This is a genomic window from Porphyromonas asaccharolytica DSM 20707 (assembly GCF_000212375.1).
Classification (GTDB): Bacteria; Bacteroidota; Bacteroidia; order Bacteroidales; family Porphyromonadaceae; genus Porphyromonas; species Porphyromonas asaccharolytica.
Genome location: NC_015501.1, coordinates 1,512,641 through 1,537,082 on the forward strand (window position 1 = coordinate 1,512,641; position 24,442 = coordinate 1,537,082).

18 protein-coding genes, 1 other RNA gene and 1 pseudogene are annotated in these 24,442 nt (G+C 51.6%); 10 read left to right on the plus strand and 10 right to left on the minus strand.

What is annotated here, in order from left to right; genetic code table 11:
- Positions 1-88: 88 nt before the first annotated feature.
- Positions 89-484: RNase P RNA component class A (gene rnpB / locus PORAS_RS08600), an RNA gene on the minus strand.
- Positions 485-1,035: 551 nt separating this feature from the next.
- Here rnpB and PORAS_RS05905 point away from each other — a divergent pair.
- Complete coding sequence (locus tag PORAS_RS05905) at positions 1,036-1,917, plus strand: fructose bisphosphate aldolase (protein WP_004330958.1); 882 nt, start codon at positions 1,036-1,038, stop codon at positions 1,915-1,917.
- A 148-nt stretch (positions 1,918-2,065) separates the two neighbouring features.
- On the opposite strand, the gene PORAS_RS05910 is transcribed toward PORAS_RS05905, so the two are convergent.
- Positions 2,066-2,326 carry an RNA recognition motif domain-containing protein gene (locus PORAS_RS05910; RefSeq protein ID WP_013760560.1) on the minus strand — a complete coding sequence of 87 codons (261 nt, stop codon included), beginning with the start codon at positions 2,324-2,326 and terminating at the stop codon, positions 2,066-2,068.
- A gap of 367 nt (positions 2,327-2,693) precedes the next feature.
- On the opposite strand from PORAS_RS05910, the gene PORAS_RS05915 reads away from it, so the two are divergent.
- The 6 genes from PORAS_RS05915 to PORAS_RS05940 all read left to right on the plus strand — a co-directional run bounded on the left by PORAS_RS05915 (position 2,694) and on the right by PORAS_RS05940 (position 10,265).
- Positions 2,694-4,160, plus strand: a complete 1,467-nt coding sequence (locus PORAS_RS05915) for a CCA tRNA nucleotidyltransferase (RefSeq protein WP_004330941.1) — start codon at positions 2,694-2,696, stop codon at positions 4,158-4,160.
- 15 nt (positions 4,161-4,175) lie between these two features.
- Entirely contained in the window at positions 4,176-4,811 is a 636-nt protein-coding gene (locus tag PORAS_RS05920) for a hypothetical protein (RefSeq protein ID WP_013760561.1), read from the plus strand.
- Between the two features lie 66 nt (positions 4,812-4,877).
- A complete protein-coding gene (locus PORAS_RS05925; protein ID WP_004330954.1) occupies positions 4,878-6,728 on the plus strand; it encodes an ATP-binding protein in 1,851 nt (616 codons plus the stop codon).
- A gap of 138 nt (positions 6,729-6,866) precedes the next feature.
- Positions 6,867-8,564: a glutamine--tRNA ligase/YqeY domain fusion protein gene (locus PORAS_RS05930; protein ID WP_013760562.1), complete on the plus strand. Its 1,698-nt coding sequence runs from the start codon at positions 6,867-6,869 to the stop codon at positions 8,562-8,564.
- A 20-nt stretch (positions 8,565-8,584) separates the two neighbouring features.
- Positions 8,585-9,244 carry a DedA family protein gene (locus PORAS_RS05935; protein ID WP_013760563.1) on the plus strand — a complete coding sequence of 220 codons (660 nt, stop codon included), beginning with the start codon at positions 8,585-8,587 and terminating at the stop codon, positions 9,242-9,244.
- Positions 9,245-9,308: 64 nt separating this feature from the next.
- On the plus strand, positions 9,309-10,265 hold the full coding sequence (locus tag PORAS_RS05940) for an NAD-dependent epimerase/dehydratase family protein (protein ID WP_004330960.1): 957 nt from the start codon (positions 9,309-9,311) through the stop codon (positions 10,263-10,265).
- A 411-nt stretch (positions 10,266-10,676) separates the two neighbouring features.
- On the opposite strand, the gene PORAS_RS05945 is transcribed toward PORAS_RS05940, so the two are convergent.
- The 8 genes from PORAS_RS05945 to PORAS_RS05980 all read right to left on the minus strand — a co-directional run bounded on the left by PORAS_RS05945 (position 10,677) and on the right by PORAS_RS05980 (position 21,148).
- Positions 10,677-11,732 carry an IS3 family transposase gene (locus PORAS_RS05945; RefSeq protein ID WP_013760377.1) on the minus strand — a complete coding sequence of 352 codons (1,056 nt, stop codon included), beginning with the start codon at positions 11,730-11,732 and terminating at the stop codon, positions 10,677-10,679.
- Positions 11,729-12,109 (minus strand): transposase, encoded by a 381-nt coding sequence (locus PORAS_RS05950; protein ID WP_013760378.1) that lies wholly within the window; start codon positions 12,107-12,109, stop codon positions 11,729-11,731. Before PORAS_RS05950 ends, PORAS_RS05945 begins: the two co-directional genes overlap by 4 nt.
- 316 nt (positions 12,110-12,425) lie before the next feature.
- The gene (locus PORAS_RS05955; protein ID WP_004331057.1) at positions 12,426-12,764 is read right to left on the minus strand and encodes a DUF2149 domain-containing protein; all 339 of its coding nucleotides are present in this window, start codon (positions 12,762-12,764) and stop codon (positions 12,426-12,428) included.
- On the minus strand, positions 12,748-13,365 hold the full coding sequence (locus tag PORAS_RS05960; RefSeq protein WP_013760564.1) for a MotA/TolQ/ExbB proton channel family protein: 618 nt from the start codon (positions 13,363-13,365) through the stop codon (positions 12,748-12,750). Before PORAS_RS05960 ends, PORAS_RS05955 begins: the two co-directional genes overlap by 17 nt.
- A gap of 24 nt (positions 13,366-13,389) precedes the next feature.
- Positions 13,390-14,094 carry a hypothetical protein gene (locus tag PORAS_RS05965; protein ID WP_013760565.1) on the minus strand — a complete coding sequence of 235 codons (705 nt, stop codon included), beginning with the start codon at positions 14,092-14,094 and terminating at the stop codon, positions 13,390-13,392.
- Between the two features lie 3 nt (positions 14,095-14,097).
- The gene (locus PORAS_RS05970) at positions 14,098-18,351 is read right to left on the minus strand and encodes a cobaltochelatase subunit CobN (protein ID WP_013760566.1); all 4,254 of its coding nucleotides are present in this window, start codon (positions 18,349-18,351) and stop codon (positions 14,098-14,100) included.
- A 36-nt stretch (positions 18,352-18,387) separates the two neighbouring features.
- A complete protein-coding gene (locus tag PORAS_RS05975) occupies positions 18,388-20,349 on the minus strand; it encodes a TonB-dependent receptor plug domain-containing protein (protein ID WP_013760567.1) in 1,962 nt (653 codons plus the stop codon).
- Between the two features lie 130 nt (positions 20,350-20,479).
- A complete protein-coding gene (locus tag PORAS_RS05980; RefSeq protein WP_013760568.1) occupies positions 20,480-21,148 on the minus strand; it encodes an HmuY family protein in 669 nt (222 codons plus the stop codon).
- Positions 21,149-21,642: 494 nt separating this feature from the next.
- Between PORAS_RS05980 and PORAS_RS09140 the strand changes: the two are divergent.
- The 3 genes and pseudogenes from PORAS_RS09140 to PORAS_RS05995 form a co-directional block, all read left to right on the plus strand.
- Positions 21,643-22,244, plus strand: a pseudogene (locus tag PORAS_RS09140) (tyrosine-type recombinase/integrase); the annotation flags it as partial.
- 285 nt (positions 22,245-22,529) lie between these two features.
- Positions 22,530-22,724: a hypothetical protein gene (locus PORAS_RS05990; protein WP_013760569.1), complete on the plus strand. Its 195-nt coding sequence runs from the start codon at positions 22,530-22,532 to the stop codon at positions 22,722-22,724.
- Between the two features lie 73 nt (positions 22,725-22,797).
- Positions 22,798-24,282 (plus strand): leucine-rich repeat domain-containing protein, encoded by a 1,485-nt coding sequence (locus PORAS_RS05995; RefSeq protein WP_013760570.1) that lies wholly within the window; start codon positions 22,798-22,800, stop codon positions 24,280-24,282.
- Positions 24,283-24,442: the final 160 nt, after the last annotated feature.

A 24,442-nucleotide genomic window follows, 5' to 3' on the forward strand; every position in this document is an offset into this window, starting at 1 on the left:
CTATATTATATGTATGTATTTTGGTGCGAAAGGAAGGTGTGCTTTGCTGGGCATGGCTTCACCTTGCGCTCACGCAGCGAGTCACGGAGAGGACAGTAGGTCTATAAGCCGGGTTCTGTGCCAGTCACGAGGAGTGGCGCTTGTCATTTATCTACGACACCCGTTGCCGAGTGCCTCTAGCAATCTACCCTCCGACTAGGACGAGTAGCCCTCATAGCGTCGGTATACTTGATCTTGCAACCCATAGTGTGTACAGCCAGTGGGTCACCCACACTGCTGGTGAGCTCTTACCTCACCTTCTCACCCTTACCTAGCGTGCCGTAGGCAGCTCTAGGCGGTCATTCTCTTCTACACGTCACCTACCCTCGCGGATAGCTCTCTGTTAGGGAGTATGGTACTCTGCGTTGCCCGGACTTTCCTCTCTCGCTTGCGGGCGGAGCCGAGGCTCTCACCCTCTTACGACAGCGACAAGCCGATCTACTGCCATATCCATGATACGTCACCGAGAGCCTGTCACTTTAGAGCAGCACGCTCTCACTGTGCAAAGATACAAAATGAAGCGATTAGAGGTGATCGCTCAGTCTTACGATAAGAGGTGATCGGCTAATTCTTATTTTGATGTGCTGGGGAGAAGGTCGATCCCCACGTGGAAATTCTCAAATCTCCACGTGAAGAATAAAAAATCTCCACGTGGATATGAAATGAAACTTCGGAGGAATCAAACGAAACTTCGGAGGAATCGTTTCGTCCCTACGTGGAGAATAAAAAATATCCACGTGGGAAATCGAAAATCTTCACGTGGATATTCTGTTTTATAGTCTCAGTTGATTAGAATACTTCATCCTAAAGCTTTCCCAGCATCTCAAAATAGGAATTAGCCAGGTGAGGTGGAAAAGATCGATTGACCTATGTGACATATTTTTATTACCTTTGAGGAGCTTAAGGCCGAGATGGTGGCAATGGGTCGCATTTCGAACTTCTTTACTAGAGAAGAGCCAAGCGATTGATAAGCGTCTAACTTACTTTTTACACAATATGAATCAGAAGCAATTAGAACAGATGAAAAATGGTCGTGGCTTCGTCGGAGCGCTCGACCAAAGTGGTGGCTCAACGCCCAAGGCTCTGAAGGCTTACGGTCTAACAGAGGATGCCTGGAAGAATGAGGATGAGATGTTTGATCTGATCCACCAGATGCGTACGCGTATGATCAAGAGTCCCGCCTTTGCTACGGGCAAGCTTGTGGGTGTGATCCTCTTTGAGCGCACGATGCGTGGTCAGATCGATGGCATGAATACGGCTGACTATCTCTGGGAGAAGCTGAGCATCGTCCCCTTCCTCAAGGTAGACAAGGGACTACAGGAGCTACAGGATGGCGTACAGCTGATGAAGCCATTCCCAGGACTCGATGATCTGCTCAATGATGCTACCAAATACCATATCTTCGGCACTAAGATGCGTAGTGTCATCAAGGAGGCTAATGAGAAGGGTATCAAGGCTATCGTCGATCAGCAGTTTGAGTGGGGTAAGCAGATCCTAGCTCACGATCTCGTGCCTATCCTAGAGCCTGAGGTGGACATACACTGCCCCGACAAGGCTGAGGCTGAGCAGATCCTCAAGCGTGAGATCCTCGCACACCTAGATAAGCTGGATCGTCCTGTCATGCTCAAGATCACACTCCCCACTGAGGACAATCTCTACAAGGAGGTCATCGAGCATCCTAATATGCTTCGTGTAGTGGCTCTATCTGGCGGTTATAGCCGTGAGCACGCTAATGAGCTACTTGCTCGCAATAAGGGCGTGATCGCATCTTTCTCTCGCGCACTCGCTGAGGGTCTGTCCGCACAGCAGAGCGATGAGGAGTTCAACGCTACGATCGAGAAGTCGGTCGATGATGTCTATCAGGCTTCTATCAAGTAAACCTAATTATAGATACGAAAAAAGAGGAGCTATCGCCCGTATGGGTGGTAGCTCCTCTTTAACTTGGATTGGTTTAGACCGTACCGTATCGTGAGATAGAGATATCTAGTCTCGCTTCACTACGGCTCGACTTTGCTCAGAATGCTCTTTAGAACTTTCTTTCACGGCGAGGACGATCCTCTGCCTCACGGATGAGGAGACGACGACCTTCGAACTCCTGCTCGCTAAGAGCCTCGATAGCACGACGAGCATCCTCGTCAGCCATATCGGCAAAGCCGAACCCGCGTGAACGCCCAGTGGCGCGATCCATGACGACACGAGCGTTGGAGACCTCTCCGAACTCGCTGAGTAGTTGCTCCAAGTCGTTCTCACGAACTCGGTAGCTTAAGTTGCCTAAATATAGGGTCATAAAGGGAAAAAGGGAAAAAGGGAAAATAATTAGTGAAGCATTGGGAGAGAGAGACATCACACGAGTGTGATACAGATCTCAAACTGTCTGATTTGCTACCATACTGCCATCTATTGTTACGGCGATATCTGTCGTCATGATATAGTAGGCAAGAAAGAGCGACTATCCAAATTCTTAATGTGTGCCATAGCCGTCGATGCTTTCTTCCGTTTGCTGAGTGCAAATGTAAGTATAATTATTGACGTGGCAACATTTTTGACATTATTGCCAAGGCAACAGTCTCTAATTTGTATTACCTTTGTAACGCTTCACTGGAGGCTTTAGTCCTTGTGCGACAGCCTTCGTACTATGATATAGATAAATAAATATGCCAATACCCTTTGACCCTTATGCCGACTACAGCTCGTACCTGCGCCATCCCGTCTTTGCGCTGGTGGGGCGTGTGGCTGATACGCTCGATCTAGAGACCTATGTGGTCGGTGGATGGGTACGTGACCTTTTCTTGCAGCGTCCTAGCGATGATATAGATATAGTCTGCGTTGGTAGTGGAATAGCCTTAGCTAAAGCGGTGGCTCGGGAGATAGGACCGAAGTGCCAGGTGCATCTCTTTGCGAACTTTGGTACGGCGCAACTGCGCTACAAAGGCGTAGAGGTGGAGTTCGTCGGAGCTCGTCGTGAGAGCTATCAGCGAGATAGTCGCAAGCCGATCGTCGAGGATGGTACGCTCGAAGATGATCAGGAGCGACGAGACTTCACCATCAATGCGATGGCTATCTCGCTCAACGAACGTACCTATGGCGAGCTGGTAGACCCCTTCTACGGACTGGAGGATCTGCAAGACTATATGATCCGTACTCCGGTCGATCCACAGGTTACCTTCGATGATGATCCGCTTCGGATGATGCGTGCGGTGCGCTTTGCCTCGCAGTTAGGCTTCTTTATCGATGATGCTGTCTTTGACGCTATTGTGAAGCTCCGAGAGCGCATCAAGATAGTCTCTGCGGAGCGTATCATTGTGGAGCTAAACAAGATCATGCTCTCACCTCGTCCTAGTGTGGGGCTATCCCTGATGGAGCAGACGGGACTACTCGAGCTGATTCTGCCAGAGGTTCAATTACTGCGTGGTACCGAGACGGTCGTTGGGGTGGGGCATAAGGATAATCTAGCGCACACCTATCAGGTGGTCGACCAGTTGGCCGCAAAGAGTGACAACCTCTACCTCCGCTGGGCGGCTCTGCTGCACGACATTGCGAAGCCTAAGACGAAGCGCTGGGATGCGCAGCAGGGGTGGACCTTTCACAACCATAATTATATAGGAGCTAAGATGGTGCCGCGCATGTTTCGCCGCCTCAAGCTCCCGCTGGATAGCCACATGCAGTATGTTGCTAAGCTCGTAGACCTACACATGCGTCCCTCTTCGCTCGTTGATGAGGGAGTGACCGACTCGGCTATACGCCGTCTACTTTTTGATGCAGGCGATGATATAGAGGACTTGATGACGCTGGTGGAGAGCGATGTGACGAGCAAGAACCCCAAGCGCGTACAGCAGGTCCTAGACAACTATCAGTTGATACGACGCAAGCTCCAAGAGGTGGAGGAGAAGGATCGCATTCGCAACTTCGCTCCTCCGATCGATGGTGACGAGATCATGCGTCTCTTTGGTCTCCCGCCCTCGCAGATCGTGGGGACACTCAAGGAGCGGATCAAGAATGCGATCCTCGACGGTGAGATCCCCAACGAATATGAGCCAGCTCGTGAGCTACTACTCAAGGAGGCTGCAGAGCGTGGACTCAAGCTACAAGAGGGTGAGCCCGTACAACCGACTAATGAATGACAGACAGATAAAACTATGACAGATCAGACGAAGATAACGGAAGAGCTAGCTGAGCCACATCACTTTGGCTCACATAATATCTATATGCCCACGGCTCCCGTGGGGCACTTTCTCCCTTATTACCCTTGGCGCACGCTCTACGAGCAGCTTCCCTTCGAGGGAGTCTATCCTCAACTTCTCTATACAAATAGTCTAGCGGACGCCCTCTTTGAGGTACTCTCACGACGCCTTGCTAAGCTAGTGGCGGACGAGGACTTTCACATGGAGGTGTCTCTGCAGTACCCTATGGGCATACCCGTAGAGGAGGTGCGTGAGGGCTATCTGACGCTCATCGTGACAGATCCTAGCTTGGATCAAAGGCTCGAAGGCTTACCCATTGAGGTGCCAAAAGAGCTGTGGCTCGATATGCTCGCTATGAGCTTGATACAGTATATCCTGCGGACGGAGATAGCTCCTGATGAACAGGTCGAGGTCGCTCTAGTGGAGATGCCACATGACGCTGCCGAGGAGGAGAGCGAAGAGGTATGTCCTCTCTGGGTCAAGCAGTGGGAGCAGACGCAAGAGATGATCCGCAAGAGCGATGGCGCTGACCGCTATCGCTACGGCTTTAGCCTAACCTTAGTGGGGCACACCTCCAGTGACGTCGAGTAGCGTGCTTTGCTGATCATCCTAGTCCTGCGATGGTCACATATTATTAGTGGCGTGTAAGAGTCTGTTATGAACAAGTCTGACATTGAGTCTTTGCTGGAAGTCGGAGAGCGCATCTCTCTAGAGTGTAAGAGATCTGAGAAAGGTCTTCCGAAGTCTTTTTGGGAGACATATTCTTCGTTTGCAAATACTATTGGGGGCATAGTGCTTTTAGGAGTTAAGGAGGACGTAACGGTATCAGATAGAAGAGAAAGATTTGAAGTCGTAGGAGTTCAAGGCGTCTCAAAGATTAGGAAAGAACTCTTTGATACGTTGAACAGTGATAAGGTGAGTCGAAATATACTCACCGACGAGGAGGTCGTGGAAGTCCCGTTTGATGACAAGGTTGTATTATGTATCACCATCCCTCAAGCTGACTATAGGCAACGCCCTATTTATATAAACGGGAACCCATTGAAAGGTACCTTTAAGAGGAACTACGAGGGAGACTATCACTGCGCAGAGGACGAAATCCGAGCGATGATACGAGACTCAAATGAGCAGGGTAACGATGGCCTTTTAGTCGAAAACTACGGAATGGACGATATAGATGCTCCCACTCTAGCGTCTTATAGAAATAGATTTGCTCTTCAAAACCCCGACCATGTGTGGAATGGCTATGATGATAGAACCTTCTTGCTCAACATAGGTGGATATACCATAGATAGAGCTACATCTCAAGAGGGGCTGACTCTGGCGGGTCTCCTTATGTTTGGCACAGGGCTCTCTATCCGGGATCGGCTTGATAATATCCGTATGGATTATATTGATCGAACAGGCTTGGAGCAAGGTAGTCGCTGGAGTGATCGACTTACGTATGACGGGCGCTGGGAGAACAACCTGTACAACTTCTTCATGCTGGTGATGTCTAAGCTGTTTGATGGTATCAAGCGCCCATTTAAATTGTCTGGTGTAGTAAGAGTAGATGACTCTCCCGTCCATAAGCTCATTCGAGAGGCTCTAACCAATATGATAATCCATGCAGACTATATGGATGTTGGAGTTCTGAAAGTCGAGAGAAACAATGATTGTCTAGTCTTCTCTAATCCAGGCTCGCTCAAGATACCGATAGAAGAGATTTATAGAGGGGGCAATTCGCGAGCACGTAATCCTAAGATTCAAACGATGCTACGCATGATAGGTATGGGGGAGAACATAGGATCAGGATTTCCGACAATGATAGAGGCGTGCAAAAAAGAGAATTGGTATAAACCCATTCTTATAGAGCACTCAGACATGAGGTCGGTTGACTTGACAGTTTCGATGGTTTCTCTCATATCGCCAGTGATAGAAAAGAAGTTGGTCAGCATATATGGAGAGCTGTATAACACGCTTCCTAAGAAAGAACAGTTTGTACTCGCATCTGCGCTGTCTGAGGGTAGTGTAACGAACTATATTGTCCAGTTGCAATTGGATATGAATCCACTAGATGCAGGCAAGCTACTCTATGCGATGGTGAATAAGCGCCTGCTCATCTCATCGGGCAAGGCTAGGTGGACAACTTACTCTATCAATACTCGCTACGTAGAGGAGACAGAGTCCAGGAGTAAAAGTCAAGGAGTAACCACAAAGTCAAGGAGTAAAAGTCAAGGAGTAGAAGTCAAGGACTACCTTGATGCCGTATGGTATGGAGCGGACGGCTCTGAGATAGAGATGTCGGCATGGAGTGGTCGTACGAAGAAGATTGCTCTGCAGATACTAGAGTTTTGCGAAACGCCTAGGACGCTTATAGAAATATCTACAATGCTTGGCTTCAGAGATAGGTATCGCATGAAGAGAGTCTATATAGACCCACTATTGGGGTGTGCTCTGTCTATGTCTTCAACTGAAAAGAATGACCCTATGCAGAAGTATAGAACGATAGCTCATCGAAAACCTTAGTTGCTCATCTCGCTCCTATAGAGTAGAAATGCCCAGCAACGTCGAGTAGCGTGCTTTTTTTATCTACCTTTGTACTCAAATAGATAACCGAGGGAGACTGCCTCACGGCGCAAGGGTCTCCGATAAGATATAGATGCAATGAACAAGACTCCACTAGAGGATGCTGCATGCAATGGCGCAGAAAGCACGGGACTAAACTTTATAGAGCAGGTTGTCGTAGCGGACATCCAGAGCGGTAAGTATGATGGACGTGTGCAGACACGCTTCCCTCCAGAGCCTAATGGCTATCTACACATAGGTCACGCCAAGGCTATCTGCATTGACTTTGGCATCGCACAGAAGTATGGAGGCGTGTGCAATCTACGCTTTGATGATACCAATCCGATCAAAGAGGATGTGGAGTACGTAGACGCTATCCGTGAGGACATACACTGGCTCGGCTTCGAGTGGGGTAAGGAGTGCTACGCTTCGGACTACTTCCCTCAGCTTTACGCCTTTGCTGAGCGTCTTATCATGACGGGACATGCATATGTCGACGAGCAGAGCGCTGAGGAGATTGCCCAGCAGAAGGGGACGCCCACGACCCCTGGTATCAATAGCCCTTATCGTGATCGTCCTGCTGAGGAGAGCTTGGATCTCTTCCATCGTATGAATGCGGGCGAATTCCCCGAGGGCGCTATGACGCTCCGGGCTAAGATCGATATGGCTTCGGACGACATGCACTTCCGCGACCCGATCATCTACCGCATCATCAAGCGTCCGCATCACCGCACCGGTACAGAGTGGCAGGTCTATCCTATGTACGACTTCGCGCATGGACAGAGCGACTACTTCGAGGGGGTGACTCACTCGATCTGTACCTTGGAGTTCGTACCGCATCGTCCGCTCTACAACTACCTTGTGGAGCTCTTGATGCCCGAGGGCACCACTTACAGACCGTATCAGTTTGAGTTCAATCGCCTCAACCTCACCTACACGATGATGAGCAAGCGTAAGCTCCTCAGTCTCGTGCAGCAGGGGCTAGTCACTGGCTGGGACGACCCGCGTATGCCGACCCTCTGTGGTCTGCGTCGTAGAGGCTACACGCCGCAGTCGATCCGTGACTTCGTCAGTATGATCGGCTACACCCGCTATGAGGGTACGATAGATCTCTCGCTCCTAGAGCATGCTGTGCGCAATGACCTGAACAAGCACGCAGCACGTGTCTCGGCTGTCCTAGATCCTGTCAAGCTCATCCTGACCAATCTCCCCGAGGGTCACGACGAAGAGCTAGAGATGGTCAATAACCCGGAAGATCTATCGGAGGGTACGCATATTCAGCACCTTACGCGTGAGCTATGGATCGATCGGAGCGACTTTATGGAGGAGGCTTCGAAGAAGTATTACCGCCTGAGCCCTGGTGGCAGAGATGTGCGCCTACGTGGTGGCTACATCATCAAGTGTACTGGTTGCGAAAAGGATGCCGAGGGCAACGTGACTGCCGTCCTTGCCGAAGTCTACCTCGACAGCAAGACAGGCATGGAGGGTAGCAATCGCAAGGTCAAGGCTACCATACACTGGGTCTCTACGGCATATGCGCTAGATGCTGAGGTACGTCTCTATGACCGGCTCTTCCTAGAGGAGGACCCCTCAGGTGTACCTGCCGAGGAGCTCAAGGATCACCTCAATCCCGACTCGCTCATCGTGCAGCACGCCTTTGTCGAGGAGTGCCTACGAGACGCTCAGGTGGGAGATCACTTGCAGTTCCAGAGAGTCGGCTACTTTACGGTCGATCCTGATAGCTGTCCTGATGCACTAGTCTTCAACCGAACCGTATCGCTCAAGGATCGTCGCTAGAGAGGAGACTGTAAGACGCTATGCTGGAGCAACTGACACTTTGGTTCTTCGAACACCTGAACTACTGGACGGTCTTCCTCTTGATGGCCATCGAGAGTTCGTTTATCCCCTTTCCTAGTGAGGTGGTCGTGCCACCCGCAGCCTTCCTAGCCGCCACGGATGGGCAGATGAGCATCGTGGGTGTGCTCTTCTTTGCCACTTGTGGAGCGATCGTGGGGGCGCTCATCAACTATTACTTAGCTATGTGGCTGGGGCGTCCTATCGTCTACCGTTTTGCCGGCAGTAAGGTAGGGCATATGCTCCTGCTGAGTCCCGAGAAGCTCGATCGTGCCAACGACTACTTCGTTCGCAAGGGAGCTGTCTCCACTTTCGTAGGTCGTCTGGTGCCTGGCATCCGTCAGCTCATCTCTATTCCCGCTGGTTTAGCCCGTATGCCGCTAGGTGCTTTTGTGGGTTATACAGCTCTGGGGGCTGGTGTGTGGAATGGTATCCTCACGCTCATCGGCGTGCTCCTCTCACGTGTCCCAGGCATCGAAACTAAGGAGCAGGTGGTCGCTAAGGCGAGCGAGTACAGCCACATCATCGGCTACTCCATACTAGCCATCGTGGTTCTGTTGCTGACGATCTACATCGTCAAGCAGGTCCAGCGTAAGCGTCGCCGCAATCTGATCATAGACTAAAAGCTCTTAATCATCTCATTTTAGGTACCTTTGCACAGCAAAACAAGCTCAACTATATAAAGACATGAAGAATATATTGATCATTGGCTCGACCGGTCAGATAGGTTCCGAGCTGACAATGAAACTACGTCGTGAGTACCAGAATGGTTCAGTCGTAGCCGGTTACATCGCTGCAATGCCTCCCAAGGGCGAGCTCCTCGAGAGTGGTCCCGCAGAGCTTGCCGACATCACCGACTCAGCTCAGCTAGCAGCCATCGTCGACAAGTACAAGATCGATACCATCTATAACCTAGCAGCTCTCCTGAGCGCTACGGCAGAGGCCAAGCCTCAGCTTGCATGGCACATCGGACTAGGTGGACTCTTTAACGTCCTAGAGATAGCTCGTGAGAAGGGTTGTGCCGTCTTTACTCCCAGCTCTATCGGAGCCTTTGGCAATGAGACTCCTAAGGACAAGACCCCTCAGGACACGATACAGCGTCCTAAGACTATGTACGGTGTGACCAAGGTAGCTGGTGAGCTACTCAGCGACTACTACCACAAGCGCTTCGGTGTAGACACCCGCTCGGTACGCTTCCCAGGGCTTATCTCCAATGTGACGCTACCTGGCGGTGGTACTACGGACTATGCCGTAGAGATCTACTACGCAGCTGTCAAGGAGGGCAAGTTCGTCTGCCCCATCAAGGAGGGTACCTATATGGATATGATGTATATGCCAGACGCACTGCACGCTATGGTGCAGCTCATGGAGGCCGATCCTACGAGACTGGTACATCGCAACTCCTTCAACATTGCCTCGATGAGCTTCGAGCCTAGCCAGATCGCAGCCGCTGTCAAGCGCATCATCCCCGACTTCGAGATGACCTACGACGTCGATCCACTGCGCCAGGCTATCGCTGAGTCGTGGCCTAACTCGCTCGACGACAGTTGCGCTCGCCGTGAGTGGGACTGGCAGCCACACTACGACCTCGACACCATGAGTCAGGATATGATCCAGGTGCTACGTGCTCGCTACGGCAAGTAACCCCTCCGTACAGATCTCCAGAGACTGATACAGTCTCCTCCATATGCGTCACTCTTGAGTTAGCTCAGGGGTGACGCTTTTTTTTTTGTGCCTCTAGAGAAGGCTCGGTTAGAGCGAACGCATAGCCGCCTTCTGTGGGGAGGCGGGTGCTTTTGTTAACTTTCCAAAACGCTTCCTACCTTGGAAAACTTTTTTTCCAACGGTGGAAAATAAAATTTCCAAGGTAGGAAAGTTCCTTTTCCAACGGAGGAAAGTTTCAATCCCAAGGGAGGGATTTCTGTTTTCCTCGGTAGGAAACTCAGTTCCCTAGGGGTGAAACTGTCCTCTTCCTGAAAAAAGTACACAGTTGGGAAGGTATTACTGAGACGATACACGGGTTATTTTTGTTAGTCCTGTGAGTGTACTCATTTGTTAGTTTTGCTCCTGCTGGGGTACACGACTTGTGGTCGTTTTTACTGCGGAGGTACACAAAGATAGGTCTTTGTGTGGAGTTAAGCGGCATGAGCTCGGAGATTTGAGGCTCAGAGCTTTGGGAGAATTGTTCTTAGCTATCTGGTTCTTAGAGGGTTGTGATGTTAGAGGGTTGGGGTAATCTGGTATGAGCATCTGCATCGGAGTCTTCTTGTTGATGGCTCGATGAGGTCGCGCTGTGTTATAGAGAGCAATCGTTTGAGAGAGGATCTCTCGAACTTGATCTATGGGCTTATCCTCGAAGTTGTAGAGCCAGTCGTTCTTGATGATTCCGTTAAGTCGCTCAGCCATAGCGTTGTGAAGGGGGTTGCCGGTCTGGGTGACGCTGGTTACGATGCCTAGGCTGGCCTCGTAGTCGGTCATCTGCTTGGAGACATATTGACAGCCTCGGTCGCTATGGAAGATGAGCCCTTTGAGGTCAAAGCCATGCTTCTGATAGAAGTCAACGGTCTGTCTTAGTGCGTTGTAGGGACCCTCTGTGGAGAGCGTGGGCTGCAGGTCAAAGCCGGTGATGATGCGGCTATAAGCGTCCATCGTCAGGGAGAGATATGCGAAGCCCCCTAAACATTTGACGTAGGTTATGTCTGAGACGGTGAGCCGGCAATGGTCGGTGGCTATGTACTTAGGGGTGGTGTTCAGGTGGTCTTGGAAGCCGTGATTGACCACTCCCTTGGTCGTCTGGGGTGGACGCTTGCGCTTGCGACTTCTTAGTAGCATATCGTTGGCTCCTAAGACTTTGTACAGCCAGTCTCGACCTACTTGAAAGGTCCCTTTGAAGTATTCGTTGGCACACTGCTGGATGGTGTCTACGCCTGCTTTGGGGAGCTGACCGCGCACATACTGGCAATAGTGTAGGACGGAAGCTACTTTGACATCTTCGTCTTGCTCGGTGAAGGTGTGCTTGTAGTAGCCTTTGCGGCTGACTTCTAACAGCTGACAAAGGTAGGTTATGGAGAGCTTTTGATCTCTCTCTTTGGCGGACTCAAGCTGTCTCACGGCTGCAAATCGGTCTTTTTTTTTAGATCAATGTGGTAGCGATTCAAGACCACTTCGAGTAGTGTCTTGTTGACTAATGCCTTGCTCTCAGCCTGGAAGAGGGCTGCTTTGAGACGAGCGTTTTCACGCTTGAGTTCTGCGTACTCTGGATCTACGTCTTTGTTCTTGTTTGTCTTGCTCATAGTGCTACTGGTGCTTTGGTTGGGTAACTCTACATCAAAGGTACGCAACCAATTTCGAATGGTGCGTGTGGTAATGCCGTAGCGCTGGCTGGTGGTGGCAATGCTGTCACCGGTGGCTAGGAGGTCGTCAATGACTCTCCACTTGAAATCTAGGGGATATCCCTTTCGTCCTAGTTTACTTTTTTCTTGTTTCATAGTTGTTGGGGTTGGCTTCCCAACTGTGTACTATTTCAGGAGAGGACAAACTCCAGTTTCCTAGGTATGAAACTCCAGTTTCTTAGGTATGAAACTAAATGGGCATACGGGGAAACGAAGTTTTTCAGCCGAGGGGCTTGCGGTTAATTCTATGGAGAGCGAGCGAAGCGTCGGCACAAACGACAGCCCCCACGGCTCTCTACGACTAGAGTCCCGTGGGGGCTGTTGTGATTTAGCAGCTATTTAGCGGCTGGTTAGAGCCCTTTTAGCGATAGGTTAGGGGCGGCTTAGCGGTCTGTGAACTGTCTGGTCCGTTTTACTCCTCGGGGATATAGATGACCTCGCCATTCTCTAGCTCGTAGGCGATGCCGACGCGCTTGCCGCGGCGCTGATTGGAGGCATCCTCGCTGTCTGTCGGGGTGTACCGCTCGATGGTGGAGCCTTTCTTGGAGATGATCTCCATATTGTCCTTGCCGGGGTTCTTGATGATGGTAAAGTCCTCCTGCGTGAGCATCTCGGTCATGCTAAACTTCGTCACTAGGGCCACCATGAGTGCCACGGCAAAGACCATCGCCACGTCAAAGAGGTTGCTCACGAGCGATGATGGATCGGTGTCGTCGTGGCGCAGGGTGCGTCGCTTACTTCTTCGTCTCATCTTCAGCTTGGGTTAGGAGTTCGTCGATGTAGTCGATGTAGATGAGCTCTTGGTGGTGATAGCGGTGAAGTCTCTGCAAGGTCAGGTAGCCAATGGCAGAGACGAAGAGCCCCAGCACGGTGGTCGCAAAGGCGACCTGCATATTGTACGCCATGGTACCCATATCGCCACTGCTCAGCCCGACGAGTGCCGGTCCCATTGGGATCAGGGTACCCATCAGTCCGAGGATCGGACCGAACTTGGTCAAGACTTGTGGGTAGACGAGTCGCTTGTCGAGGCGTAGCTCATACTCGCCAATGAGTAGGTTGCGCTCAGCCGCGGGAGCCACGAGGAGGGAGCGCAGGAGCTCCTCAAAGAGGTCTAGCCGTGCTGTCTCTGGACTTTCACCGCCCAGCTCTTGACGCAGTCTGCCGAGTAGTGCGCTGGCGTCTTCACGCTGATGGGAGAAGTATCGCTGCTGTAGTCGCTTGTAGCGCTGTGCCCGCTCGATGAGTCCGCCTAGCATGAGGAGGGCTAGGAGGAAGAGTAGGAGTAGCCCAATGATCACCGGTATGAGGAGACCATTGGAGAGGAGAAACATGGTGTCTGAAATGAATTTCATAGTAATCTGTTGTGTGTAACTGTCTTATTTGTGTGAGCCCTTTGCCTTAATGAGCATGGCTACATAGCCGATGAGGACACCACCTGCGAGGGTTGCTAGGAGTATGCCAAGCTCTCTAGGCGAGGAGCTATCTAGCTGGACATCTGGTACGGCTGAGCCCCCTGGTATGAGCATGTAGGCTACGACGCTACCCACGGCTAGCACCCCAGCCAAGAGCATCGAGAGCAGACGTAGAAACTCCCGATCACGTATCAGGCGAGGTGTCAGCTCGATGAGTAGGAGGAGCACCACAGCAAAGGTTATGGTCACTGCCCAGTAATTGACCCCAGGCATGCTGTAGATGACAAAGCTCCTCAGGTAGCATAGCGCAGGTAGCATCAGTAGTGATGGAAGCCATACGGCTATCCGGTGGCAGGCGGTCATGACCGCTACGACTAGTCCCTCTCGATGATAGATCATACGCAGAGGTCGGCGCGCGGGTCGGTAGGTGACGACCGCCATCGTGAGCAGTAGCTCTAGCGAAACCAGCATGGCTAGTGTAGAGAGCTGCTCCGCCTGACGTAGCATAGCGTCGAGGGCAAGCTTGCTCACCCGCAGGGTCGCCTGATGAGTCGCCACCAAGCCGACGATGTAAAGGAGCGCATGTGCTAGTCGCACCCTACGATCAGATCGTACGGCTGTGGTGGTGAGCGCCACTAGGAGCGCAAAGATCGCAACGATGAGTATCATCTCTTACTTCGTACGCTTCTTACGTCTGCTGTAAAGGATGGAGAGTACCAGTATGAGGACGAGTATGACGCCTCCGATGATGACCACTTCGGTCGTGTAGAGCTGCTCGCTATCCGTTGTAGAGGCGGAGCCAGAGGACTGCTTCTTGCCTTGGTCCTTGTCTGAGTCCTTCGAGAGTACTTGCTGCTTTTGATCAGACTGAGAGGTCACCTTGAGCGCCTTGTCTAGGGCGGCGGTGTACTCTTGTTGCTGCTCGGGGGGGAGCTGCTCCTGGATCATCTTACGTAGCTTAGCATTGTCACAGACCATACCGCTACAGCCCGCACCAGCCTTTGACAAGCTCTCGGCATGGAGCTGAGCGATGGTGTGCTTTTGCTCAGCAGTCGCCTGCCAGTAGCCCTTGCGAATGGTCTCCATCATGGAGGCGGTGAGGTCTTGCAGGGCTGCGGGGTTGTTTCGCTCGAAGAAGTCGACCGTGCCGAGCTGATGCTTGTCCACGACATACATATCGTAGAGAGCATCCCAAAGCTCCTTGTCGATGGCAGAGGGCTTCATAACGTTCCACGCATAGGTGTTGCGGATGGTCTCGTCGATAGCGTCTGCTGCTCCAGCGCCCTCTTTGAGCTGCTCACGCACATAGGTGGGGTTAAGGATGGTGGTGCGAGCTTCTATGCCGATAGCCTGCTTGATCTCCTGCGTCTTGACACGACGACGGTTGCGCAGATCGGTGAAGTAGCCCTCGGGGTCCTTGCCCGTAACGTGACGCACGGAGAGGGTGAGCCCGCCCATAAACTCATAGACGTGATCCAAGCTTAGCGCGCCCCACGTATTGCTCTGACGAGGCTGGACGACGGCGTCTGTGTTTTGCAGTGCTGCCTCAAAGATTCCTTTGGCAGTATCGCCCCAGAGCTCTTCGTCGCCATAGATGGCGCCCATATTGTTCATGTAAACCTCGGCAATCTCGCTCTCTTTCTCCCAGCGGTCACCGCTCTCGACCATCTCTTGAATGCCAGTACCGTAGGCACCATTAAGACCACCGAAGATGCGCTTACCGCTGAGCTTACGAGCCTGCTCGGGGGGTACGCCATGCTCTAGGAGCACACGCTCTGCCTCGACACGTCCGAGGGCTATCTGGTTAGGCGTGTTGCCATCCTTGGTCTCTGCGACGAGGTCCATAGCCTTTTGCAAGAGGAAGAGTCGAGAGGCTGCGATGTCTCGGAGTTGGCCGGAGGTCTGTATGACCACATCCACACGGGGTCTGCCGAGCTCCTTGATGGGGATGACACGCACATCGATCACCTTGCCACGGCGGTCACGTACGGGCTCGACACCGAGGAGTGCCATGATCTCTGCAATGGTCGTGCCCTCGCTCTCGATGAAGCTGCTGCTCCAGAGCGTGAAGCTCACCTTGCGCGGTATCGAGTCGTTGTGACGAGAGCGGTAGTCGGCTAGGAGCGCATCGGCTAGTTGCTGTCCGTCTTCCCATGCCTTTGCTGTGGGCGTCATCTCGGGATCGATGGCGTATAGGTTGCGTCCGGTGGGTAGTACGGAGGGGCTAGCGATGAAGTCTCCGCCTGGCGAAGGTGCCGTGTAGCCTCCATTGAGCGCATTGGCTAGAGAAGCGAGCTCGAGCTGTGGCGAAGTGGCCAGCATACGCCTATAATATGGTATCTGAGCTACGGAGCGACGCAACAGGCTGACACCCTCGGCGAGGAGCACTAGCTTGGGATCTTGCTTCGTCTCGGCACTGGCGGGCTTGCTGTGAGGAGGCATACTGCCACCCATCATTCCCTTGGGCATACCGCCTGGGTGACCGCTAGGCTTGCCCTGTGGTTTAGCTTTTGCCTTGTTGCCACCCATCATGCCGGCAGGCATTCCGCCCATCATACCGGATTGTGCGCTCTCCTCTTGTTGCGCCTTGAGGAACTGATCGACACGAGCCAGCTCGGTGCCACTGACGCCTAGCGACTGAAGGAGCGCATCGACCTCTCCCGAAGCAATCTCCCGATCCTGAACACGAGCCACGAAGTGGTCGGCAGGACGGAGGTAGCGAGCGTTGAAGTAGACATCGTCCTTGATCTGAGCATCGGTGATCCGTCCGCGAGACTTGTCTATCTGAGCCAGTGCATAGGCTATCGGGTCGACCGAGAGGAGGCGGACACTAGAGCGGATCTTCTCTGAGCTGAAGGGGACACCCGTCGTGTACATACCGCCTACGATCTTAGCATTGGCTAGCTCGTCAATGAAGCTGGCGACTAGCTCTATCTCGTCTCTCGTGTAGGGCTTGCTCATCGTAGAGTCTAGCTTGAGGTCTCTGTGGAAGCCCTGGGCGACGGTCATCTTTTTGATACGCTTGGAGAGCGCGTCGTCATCCTTTTCCGAAGCTAGGTAGCGATCGGTCAAGTCGCGCAGCGGTTGCATCTCTTTGTCTAGTTGCGTATCGATAAAGGGCGGAGCTAAGTAAGAGACCGCTTGACCGTAGGAGCGACGCTTGGCGATCATACACTCGCCAACGTTTGCTGTCGTATAGTAATAGATGTGTGGCAGGTCACGCACGAGTCTGTCGGTGTAGTCGTAGTTGCTCAGAGCTACCTGCTTGCCGGGGATAAACTCCAGACTGCCGTGGGTGCCGAAGTGCATCAAGACGTCAGCCTGCCAGCCGTTACGAGCCCACAGATAGCTGGCTATGTATGGGTAAGCGGGTACGGAGGTAGAGCCGTGTACCATCTTGAAGTCTAGCTCTCCGCTACCAGAACCAGGTTGAGGTAGGAGTGCTACCTTACCATAAGTGAGTCGGGTCACGGCAATGCCCTCGACGCCGTCACGCTCTAAGACAAGGTCGTGCCCAGGGATTGCGCCGTAGCGAGTCTCTATGCTGTCCTTGAGTGCTGGGGGGAAGGTGTCGTCGATCCACTGCGTCAGCTCTTGCGTTGAGACAAAGGCGGGGTAGTTGCTACGTAGCATCAGTTGCTTGTTGCCCTCCGCATAGTTGTTGTAGAGTGCGCCACGAGACATCAGATCTTTGGCAAAAGCTTCCTCAGTGTCGGGCAAGCCGGTCAGGTCGTAGCCTTGGCTCTGTAGATACTTCAGGACATTGTAGAGCGATGGCACTACCTCGATGCCTTGCGCCACGAGACTGTTTTGCCCAGGGCCCTTGAAGTAGAAGAGTGCTATCCGCTTGTCCGCGTTGCTCATCGTCTGTAGCTTGACATAGCGGTGGAGTAGTGAACAGAAGTCGGGCAGACGCTCGGGGATCGTGTGAAACTCCTTAAAGCCCTGCTTGTTCTCCCGCAGTGTCACCAGCGCAAAGGGATGGATTGTACCATCTATCTCAGGCGTTACAACAGTCTGGCTGAGGTAGCCGCCCCACATGCCTTGCTTGTCTTGTAGCCAGTCGCTATACTCCTCCGACACGATGAGCGGAGAGAAGATCGGTACGTTGTGCTCCTTGAGCCAAGCGATGGCGGGGTCGCCGCCGAAGCGTCCGTGGGCGAAGTAGATGACCGCCTGTGGCTTGATCTCCGAGAGGAACTCCAGTCGGCGTGTCATCGCACTGATGGGGTAGACGTTAAAGCCTGACTCCTCCAGCGCTCCGATCAACTCGTCTAAGTAATCTCGGCTCGATCCGAAGGGGCCTGCGATGCCCGTAAAGAGCGCAATGCGAGGAGCTCCCTCCTTGTAGCCATGCTCGTTGTAGAACTTCTGAAAGCTCTCGACGCTGTCGAAGGCGAGGTCGGGGTCTTCGTCCGTAAAGAGCAGGTCGTAGCCGTACTCTATCGGCTCCTCGATAGTCCCCGTGCGGAGCGACTTGCCGAGGACTTCCTTACGGATGTAGTTAAAGCCTGAGCGGTAGTTGCTCGTACCGCCATTGGCCAGATAAGACACCAGCGTCTCCTGCTGTAGCGAGTTTAGGTTAGAGATATTATTCTCTGGCGTCGTGGTCATGTAGGCGAGGTACTTCAGCCCCTTCTCTTCGCCTAGCTGCTTGATCAGCGCGCGGTCCTCGTCGGTCCACTTGAGCCCCATGCCGAAGGCGATCATGGCGTCGTAGTTTTTCAGCTCCGAGAGCTCCGTGACGGCTGTGAGACGCACATTTTTCTTGTCGGCAGCCTCCGCCATACGAGAGGCGACGAAGTCTGGCATATTGACCAGAGCCACCCGCACAGGCTTAGGCCACAAGAGATAGGCGCAGAGGATGATGATGCCCAGCAGTAGCGGGGCACCGATGTAATATAGATGCTTCTTAGAGAAAGTCATAGGGAGAGAGTCTTAGTAGGTGGGGGGAAGCCCTTTTTAGTAGTTCAGTGAGAGCGAAACGAAGTAGCTACGTCCAGGCGAAAGCGAAGCGCCCTGCTCGATGATCGGGGTCATATAGTTGAAAAGGTTGTCGCAGCCCAGTGTCAGGCTAAGGTCTAGAACAGTCTGCCAGCGCTGCGTGACGCTTGCCCTAAAGAGCGCGTAGCCAGGATAGGAGGCGTACTTATAGTCGTCACTGGCATTGTCGTAGACGGCGGAGGTCACGCCACTGAGGTAGCGTCCCGAGACCTGCCCCGAGAGGGTGTACGAGCCCCAGCGATGACCATATTGTATGGACCCATTGATGTGGTGAGGTCTCGTATTGCGGATATGGAAGGACTGCGTCTTGCCCTGCACCTTCATCTGCTCTAAGACGAAGGCGTAGTTGACATTGATATCAAAGTTTGCAAAGGGTGTGACCCGTAGCATCGCCGTACCGCTCCATAGGTCTAGGGGCTTCTCCCCGTTGCGATATTGGAGTACACTGCCCTCCTGCTCGGGACGCGTATAGATACGGTTGTTGATACGATTGTAGGAGGCAGAGAGGGAGAGATTCATAAAGGAGTTGTTGTACTCAGGCGCGATCATCACGAGGTGGCTGATCTCTGGCTTGAGGTCGCTAGAGCCTTTGATGCGAAACATACCTCTGTGGTCCCAATCCATAAAGAGCTCCTTGAGCGAAGGCGACCTAAAGCCCTCGGAATAGCTAATGCGTAGGGCATAGTTGCGATTGCGCCACATGATCGATAGACGAGGTGTCAGGTGCGTGCCATAGGTCGAGTGCATATCCTGACGGAGTCCCACGGTAGTACTCCAGTTATTGTTCATACGCCAGAGCATCTGCCCGTAGAGCGTCTTGGTCGAGGCGCGGTGTACGTCATTGAGATTGGTCACCTGTACGCTACGGAGGTTCTCGTGGAGGATCTCGACGCCCGCATTGAAGGTAGGCTTGTAGGGATCTTCCGAGGGGTCGTAGTTGTACTGCATGCGCGCCGTCTGCGTCAGGTAGTTAAACTGAGGCTCCCAGGGACCCTCCTCCTCTGTGGCGAGGAAGAAGTACTTGTCTCGCTTGTACCCCTCGATGTGGTAGCTGGTCTCTATAGAGTGTCCATCAGTGGGTTTGTAGAGTACTTGCAGATTGCCGGTAGGGCTTTGGTAGCGGTTCTTCTCCTTATCGTCAAAGTTCTGCATGCGTGAGTGAAAGCGTCCTGTAGCGGTGATCGAGAGACGCTTGTCTGGGGAGAGGTAGCGGAGCTTCTCTCCCATGTGAAAGGTGTAGAAGCCTGGCATCGTGCGTGGTCTATCGGCACTGACGCCTGGGAGCTCGTAGTCATGCTGCTTGGCATAGCCGCCCGTCGTGGTGCTGGTCACACGACCCAGTCTCATCACCAGACGACCGTTGTAGCGCTGTATGCTCTCTGTGTCGTAGTGGCTAGAGATGTTTGCCCCGAGCTTCTTGTGGCTCCGCTTCGTGATGATGTTGATCACGCCGCCTATGGCATTGCTCCCATAGAGAGCCGAGCTAGAGCCTTGTAGCATCTCGATGCGCTCTATCGAGGAGGGGTCTATACGCTCCAGGTCTACACTACTGGCCGAGCCCTCGTTGGTCATGCGCTCACCATCTACGAGGAAGAGGTAGTAGTCTGCCGAGAGACCCCGTATGCTCATCCGGTTTTGCGTGCCGTGGGTGCTCGTCTGCACGCCTGGAATTACCATCTGCAGCAGATCCTCTACAGATCGTGCCTGCACCGCCTCGATCTCTTTGGGCGAGACAACGCGGATCGGTATGGAGATGTTTTTCATCGGACAGCGTGTGCGGGTACCCGTGACGACCACTGCGTCGAGGCACTTGACTCTCGTACTATCTACGAGTGTCGAGTCCTGAGGGAGCAGTGGGGTAGCGGAGAGAGCTCCTGCGAGGGTAAGTAGGAAGAGGAGGATGTATAGAGACCTTTTCATATAGTGAAGCTTAGGGAGTAAAAGGAAATAGGCTCAGTGCGCTTAAGAGACGCTTAGAGCCAAGCAAACTCGGAGCCACAGAGAGTGCTGTATGCTTACTCTCTAGTAGCTCCGAGCTAGTAAGGGGTGATTACTTCTTGTTTGCCTGCATGGCATACTCGAGGGTGATGTGTCCCGTCTTCTTCGTAGCACTCTGATAGTCTAGGACACGGATGCGGACGATCTCACCAGCTGCCGAGCGGACGAGATAGACAGATGGATCTATCGTCACCGTGGGAGGCATACCGGCCATGCTGATGATACCCTTGTTTAGGTAGCCAGGTTTCCCATCGCCCTTAGGCTCTGAGGTGAGCAGGAAGTTGGCCGACTGCTTCTTGTACTCCATATCGTGCTTGCCCTCCTGGTTGGCACCAAACCTCATCAGGAGCATACCCTCACGGTCTAGAGTCCACTCGCTATCCTTAGGCGTAGGGATGTCTGCCTTTATGTCTTGCTGTGTCGAGCGAGCGGCAGCCCCCTTGCCCTTACCAGAGGTACCACCGTTGGTCTTGAAGTCGTAGCGGTGCAGACCTAGATCCCACGATAGATCCGTCTCTGGAGCGGATACGCTGACCACTTCGCCCTTGGCAAAGTTGATGTAGACCCACTTCGTGTAGTCGGAAGCGTCTACGACGATCTTCTTGGTCACCCACTCCCCTTGTGAGGGATTAGGCTTCGGTTTGTTATTGTCCTTGTCGCACGAAGCGCATAGTAGCAGCGTCATAAGTGCCGCTAGAGAGAGTAGGATTGTTTTCTTCATATACTTTGGTTGCTTAGAAAAACTGGTTGTCTGATTGCACTGCAAAGGTATGAAGGAGAGCCTACGCAAATCAATACCCAAACGTCGGTATTTAAGTTTATCTCCCCCCAAATGTTAGCCATAATCGTCCTATGGCACGGTGCAGTCAGTAGTGCTATCGCTAGCTGCTTCGTGTGGGGAGACGGGTGCTTTTGTAAAAGTTCCATAATGGTTCCTCCCTTGGAACTTTTTAGTTCCAAGGGAGGAACTCTTTAGTTCCAGCGTAGGAACTCTTTAGTTCCAAGGGAGGAACTATTAGGGGGAAGGGCATTAGGGAGAGGATTGCGTGTAAGTAAATGGAAATGAGAGGGATTTGCACGATATCTCAGTGATTTGCGCTGCGAGGTAAAGTGCAGAAAGCGTGGATTTATGCAGAAGTCCCGTTACCAAATCGTTAGCCCATTCTCCGAATGGTAACGAAGAGGTAGGAGCAGGTAACTGATGGAAGAATATAAGGCTACAATACCTTGCTTTACAAATATGGAGCAGTAAGTGCCGAGTTGCTGAAGAACTACTTGCAGGGGGGCGGGAAAACTCCAACGACCCTGCTTGCTCTTAGTGCGGAAAAACTCAAAGCCCAACGAGAATGCAGTAGTGCGGGCACGTATAGAAACAATCGGTATGCCGATAGGCTGCTTAACTCTTTTGTGCGCAGTCGCAGTGAGCAGGATGTCCCCTTTTCGGCTCTTACGATTGAGTTCTTTGAAGATTATCGCTTCTATCTGAAGAGGGAGGGCTATATGCGCCCGCAACGATAAATAACCATCTCTGTTGGTTGAGTCGATTGATGTATCGAGCCGTCAGTCAGGGGACGATACGCTTCAATCCGTTTGAAGAGGTGAAGTATGAAGTCGTAGAGCGCAAACCTCGTTTTCTGAGTAAGGGCGATGTGTCAAAGCTCTTGGCATTTCCGTTGCAGGATGAAGGGGCAGAACTAAGCCGAAGAATGTTCCTTTTCTCCGTCTTTACAGACTTGGCATTTGTTGATTTACGAGGGCTACGAGCTTCGCAAATCGAGACGAACAGCGAGGGGAAGCGGTATATCCGCAAGGCAAAACACTCATTTACAGGTATTGCAGAGATGCTTTCAAATGTGTACATTTGCCCTGTCTTGATGTTATTTGGTAATCATTCTGCCATTTGCGTAATGTAAAGATAGAAACGAACATTTGGTCGATTGCAGAAGCCGAAGAAACTTCACGTATCTAGATGGGAATTATTGAAGCAAATAAACTCGTAGTACATATGGATTATGAACGTTTCATCTCAAAACTATGATTCAAGAAAGGAGGATATATCATTATGGTTAACTTGACTATTTCACCTTTCAATTAATGTCATTATGAAAAAGAGATACGTGTTTTTAACCTTAGCTTTCGTCTTTGTCTGTGTTTTGAAGATGCAGGCACAGAACCTTGAGACAGATATTATGAAGGTTTTGTCACAGGACGAGACAGTCCTCTCATTCAGCACAGACGAGTCGAGGAACATATCTGGCATCCTTGCGAGAGAGTCCGTAAAGTTCATTAAGGAATAAATTCTTTCGAAGCAGAGGAGTGTTTGATAACACCTCCTCTCTTCCTTTATATTAATCATAAGCTCGATGACTGATGAAATCAAAGCTTTACCCAATATTATTGTTGCTGATATTCACAACAATAGCCAAAGCACAGGAATATTATGTGGAAACTCCGGGAACGTTGCAAGAGGTGATAGGACCGGGAGCCGAAGAACTCACCCGCATTCGGGTGACAGGAACACTTAACGACAGAGACATCGCATTCCTTCATTACCTGTGTTGGCCCATTGCTCCAAAGCCCACAGACATGAAAGATGAGAGTTATCTGAAAATAGCGATGGAGAAGGAAGATACCCTCAAAACATGCCTGCGACATCTGGATATGGAGGATGCTCGTATGGTGAATGATGCGTTGCCTGATAGGGCTTTTGCAGGAAGCTATCTAAGAGACTGTAAGCTACCCAAAACGCTCAAAAAAATAGGCAACGAGGCCTTTTATCTTAATGTGCTTCTTAAAGAGTTAATTGTGCCTGAAAGCGTGGAAGAGATTGGTCGAAATTTTCTTTTCTTTAGTGTCGAAATAGAGAAGGTGAAACTTCCAGACAATCTTGAAGTAATGAATGATTTGCTATTTGCAGAATGCAGAAAACTCAAAGAAGTGAATATCCCTTCCAAACTTCGGGAAATGTATGATTGTGTTTTTTATAATTGCCTTGAAGTCTCGCCTTCTGTGGCTATCTTACCCGAAACGGTTGAAATATTGGATGGCTCGCCATATTATGGGATTAGTACAATTGAAGAAGTGGTGGTCCCCAAGAATGTGAAAGTGTTAAGAGATGCATTTCATGGCATGGCAGGGTTGCGCAAAGCAACAATTCTAACGGATAAATTGACAGAGATTGGAGACTTTGCTTTTTCTTGGTGCAGTGCTTTGGAGGAGGTCAATATTCCAGATAAAATCACACGAATTGGAGACCATGCTTTCTTCTGGAATCTCAGGCTCCGTAAAATAAACATTCCTTCCACTGTCACGCGTATCGAGAAACACGCCTTTGACAGCGCACCTTTGGACTCCATTGACATACCGGCCGGGGTGACCTTTATTGGCAGAAATGCGTTTTGGAATAATAGCAATCTAAAGAAAGTTTATTCACGTCCTATCGTTCCTCCAGTGACTACAGAATGGACAAATGGCGATGGCCCATATCTGCCATTCGACTCTTGTCCGATGGAAACTGCTATTCTTTATGTTCCAAAGGGTTCTGCCGATGCCTACCGCACATCCATGGTGTTTTCGGAGTTCAAGAATATTGTAGAGTTGGAGGCTTGGCAATGGCCGACTTCCATCAGTACGCCAACCATGTCGACCGATGCATACCAAGTGTACGGAAAGGATGGCACGCTACATATCGAGGCAAACGGCAACGTGAACTATGAGCCTGCATCTGTCAATGTATATGACATCAGCGGAACTCTTGTTTGGAAAGGGCAGATAACCAATCATACAACAATCTCCCTACCCAATGGAGTTTATGTTGTACATATAGGAAAAACTGTCTGCAAAATATCACTATAACAATCCTCTGTCCTCTCCTGAAATAGTACACAGTTGGGGAAGCCAACCCAACTGTGTACTTTTTTCAGGAAGAGGACAATCCCTAGGGAGGGATTCCAATTTTCCTAGGTAGGAAATTTATTTTTCCAACGCTGGAAACTTTACTTTTCAACGGAGGAAA

Bases quoted from the DNA above. Each gene is read 5' to 3' on its own strand.
- PORAS_RS05910 (WP_013760560.1), bottom strand. From the start codon at position 2,326: ATGACCCTATATTTAGGCAACTTAAGCTACCGAGTTCGTGAGAACGAC.
- PORAS_RS05935 (WP_013760563.1), top strand. From the start codon at position 8,585: ATGCTGGAGCAACTGACACTTTGGTTCTTCGAACACCTGAACTACTGG.
- PORAS_RS05950 (WP_013760378.1), bottom strand. From the start codon at position 12,109: ATGAAACAAGAAAAAAGTAAACTAGGACGAAAGGGATATCCCCTAGAT.
- PORAS_RS05920 (WP_013760561.1), top strand. From the start codon at position 4,176: ATGACAGATCAGACGAAGATAACGGAAGAGCTAGCTGAGCCACATCAC.
- PORAS_RS05975 (WP_013760567.1), bottom strand. From the start codon at position 20,349: ATGAAAAGGTCTCTATACATCCTCCTCTTCCTACTTACCCTCGCAGGA.
- PORAS_RS05925 (WP_004330954.1), top strand. From the start codon at position 4,878: ATGAACAAGTCTGACATTGAGTCTTTGCTGGAAGTCGGAGAGCGCATC.
- PORAS_RS05940 (WP_004330960.1), top strand. From the start codon at position 9,309: ATGAAGAATATATTGATCATTGGCTCGACCGGTCAGATAGGTTCCGAG.
- PORAS_RS05930 (WP_013760562.1), top strand. From the start codon at position 6,867: ATGAACAAGACTCCACTAGAGGATGCTGCATGCAATGGCGCAGAAAGC.
- PORAS_RS05905 (WP_004330958.1), top strand. From the start codon at position 1,036: ATGAATCAGAAGCAATTAGAACAGATGAAAAATGGTCGTGGCTTCGTC.
- PORAS_RS05915 (WP_004330941.1), top strand. From the start codon at position 2,694: ATGCCAATACCCTTTGACCCTTATGCCGACTACAGCTCGTACCTGCGC.
- PORAS_RS05980 (WP_013760568.1), bottom strand. From the start codon at position 21,148: ATGAAGAAAACAATCCTACTCTCTCTAGCGGCACTTATGACGCTGCTA.
- PORAS_RS05990 (WP_013760569.1), top strand. From the start codon at position 22,530: ATGAAAAAGAGATACGTGTTTTTAACCTTAGCTTTCGTCTTTGTCTGT.
- PORAS_RS05960 (WP_013760564.1), bottom strand. From the start codon at position 13,365: ATGAAATTCATTTCAGACACCATGTTTCTCCTCTCCAATGGTCTCCTC.
- PORAS_RS05965 (WP_013760565.1), bottom strand. From the start codon at position 14,094: ATGATACTCATCGTTGCGATCTTTGCGCTCCTAGTGGCGCTCACCACC.
- PORAS_RS05970 (WP_013760566.1), bottom strand. From the start codon at position 18,351: ATGACTTTCTCTAAGAAGCATCTATATTACATCGGTGCCCCGCTACTG.
- PORAS_RS05995 (WP_013760570.1), top strand. From the start codon at position 22,798: ATGAAATCAAAGCTTTACCCAATATTATTGTTGCTGATATTCACAACA.
- PORAS_RS05955 (WP_004331057.1), bottom strand. From the start codon at position 12,764: ATGAGACGAAGAAGTAAGCGACGCACCCTGCGCCACGACGACACCGAT.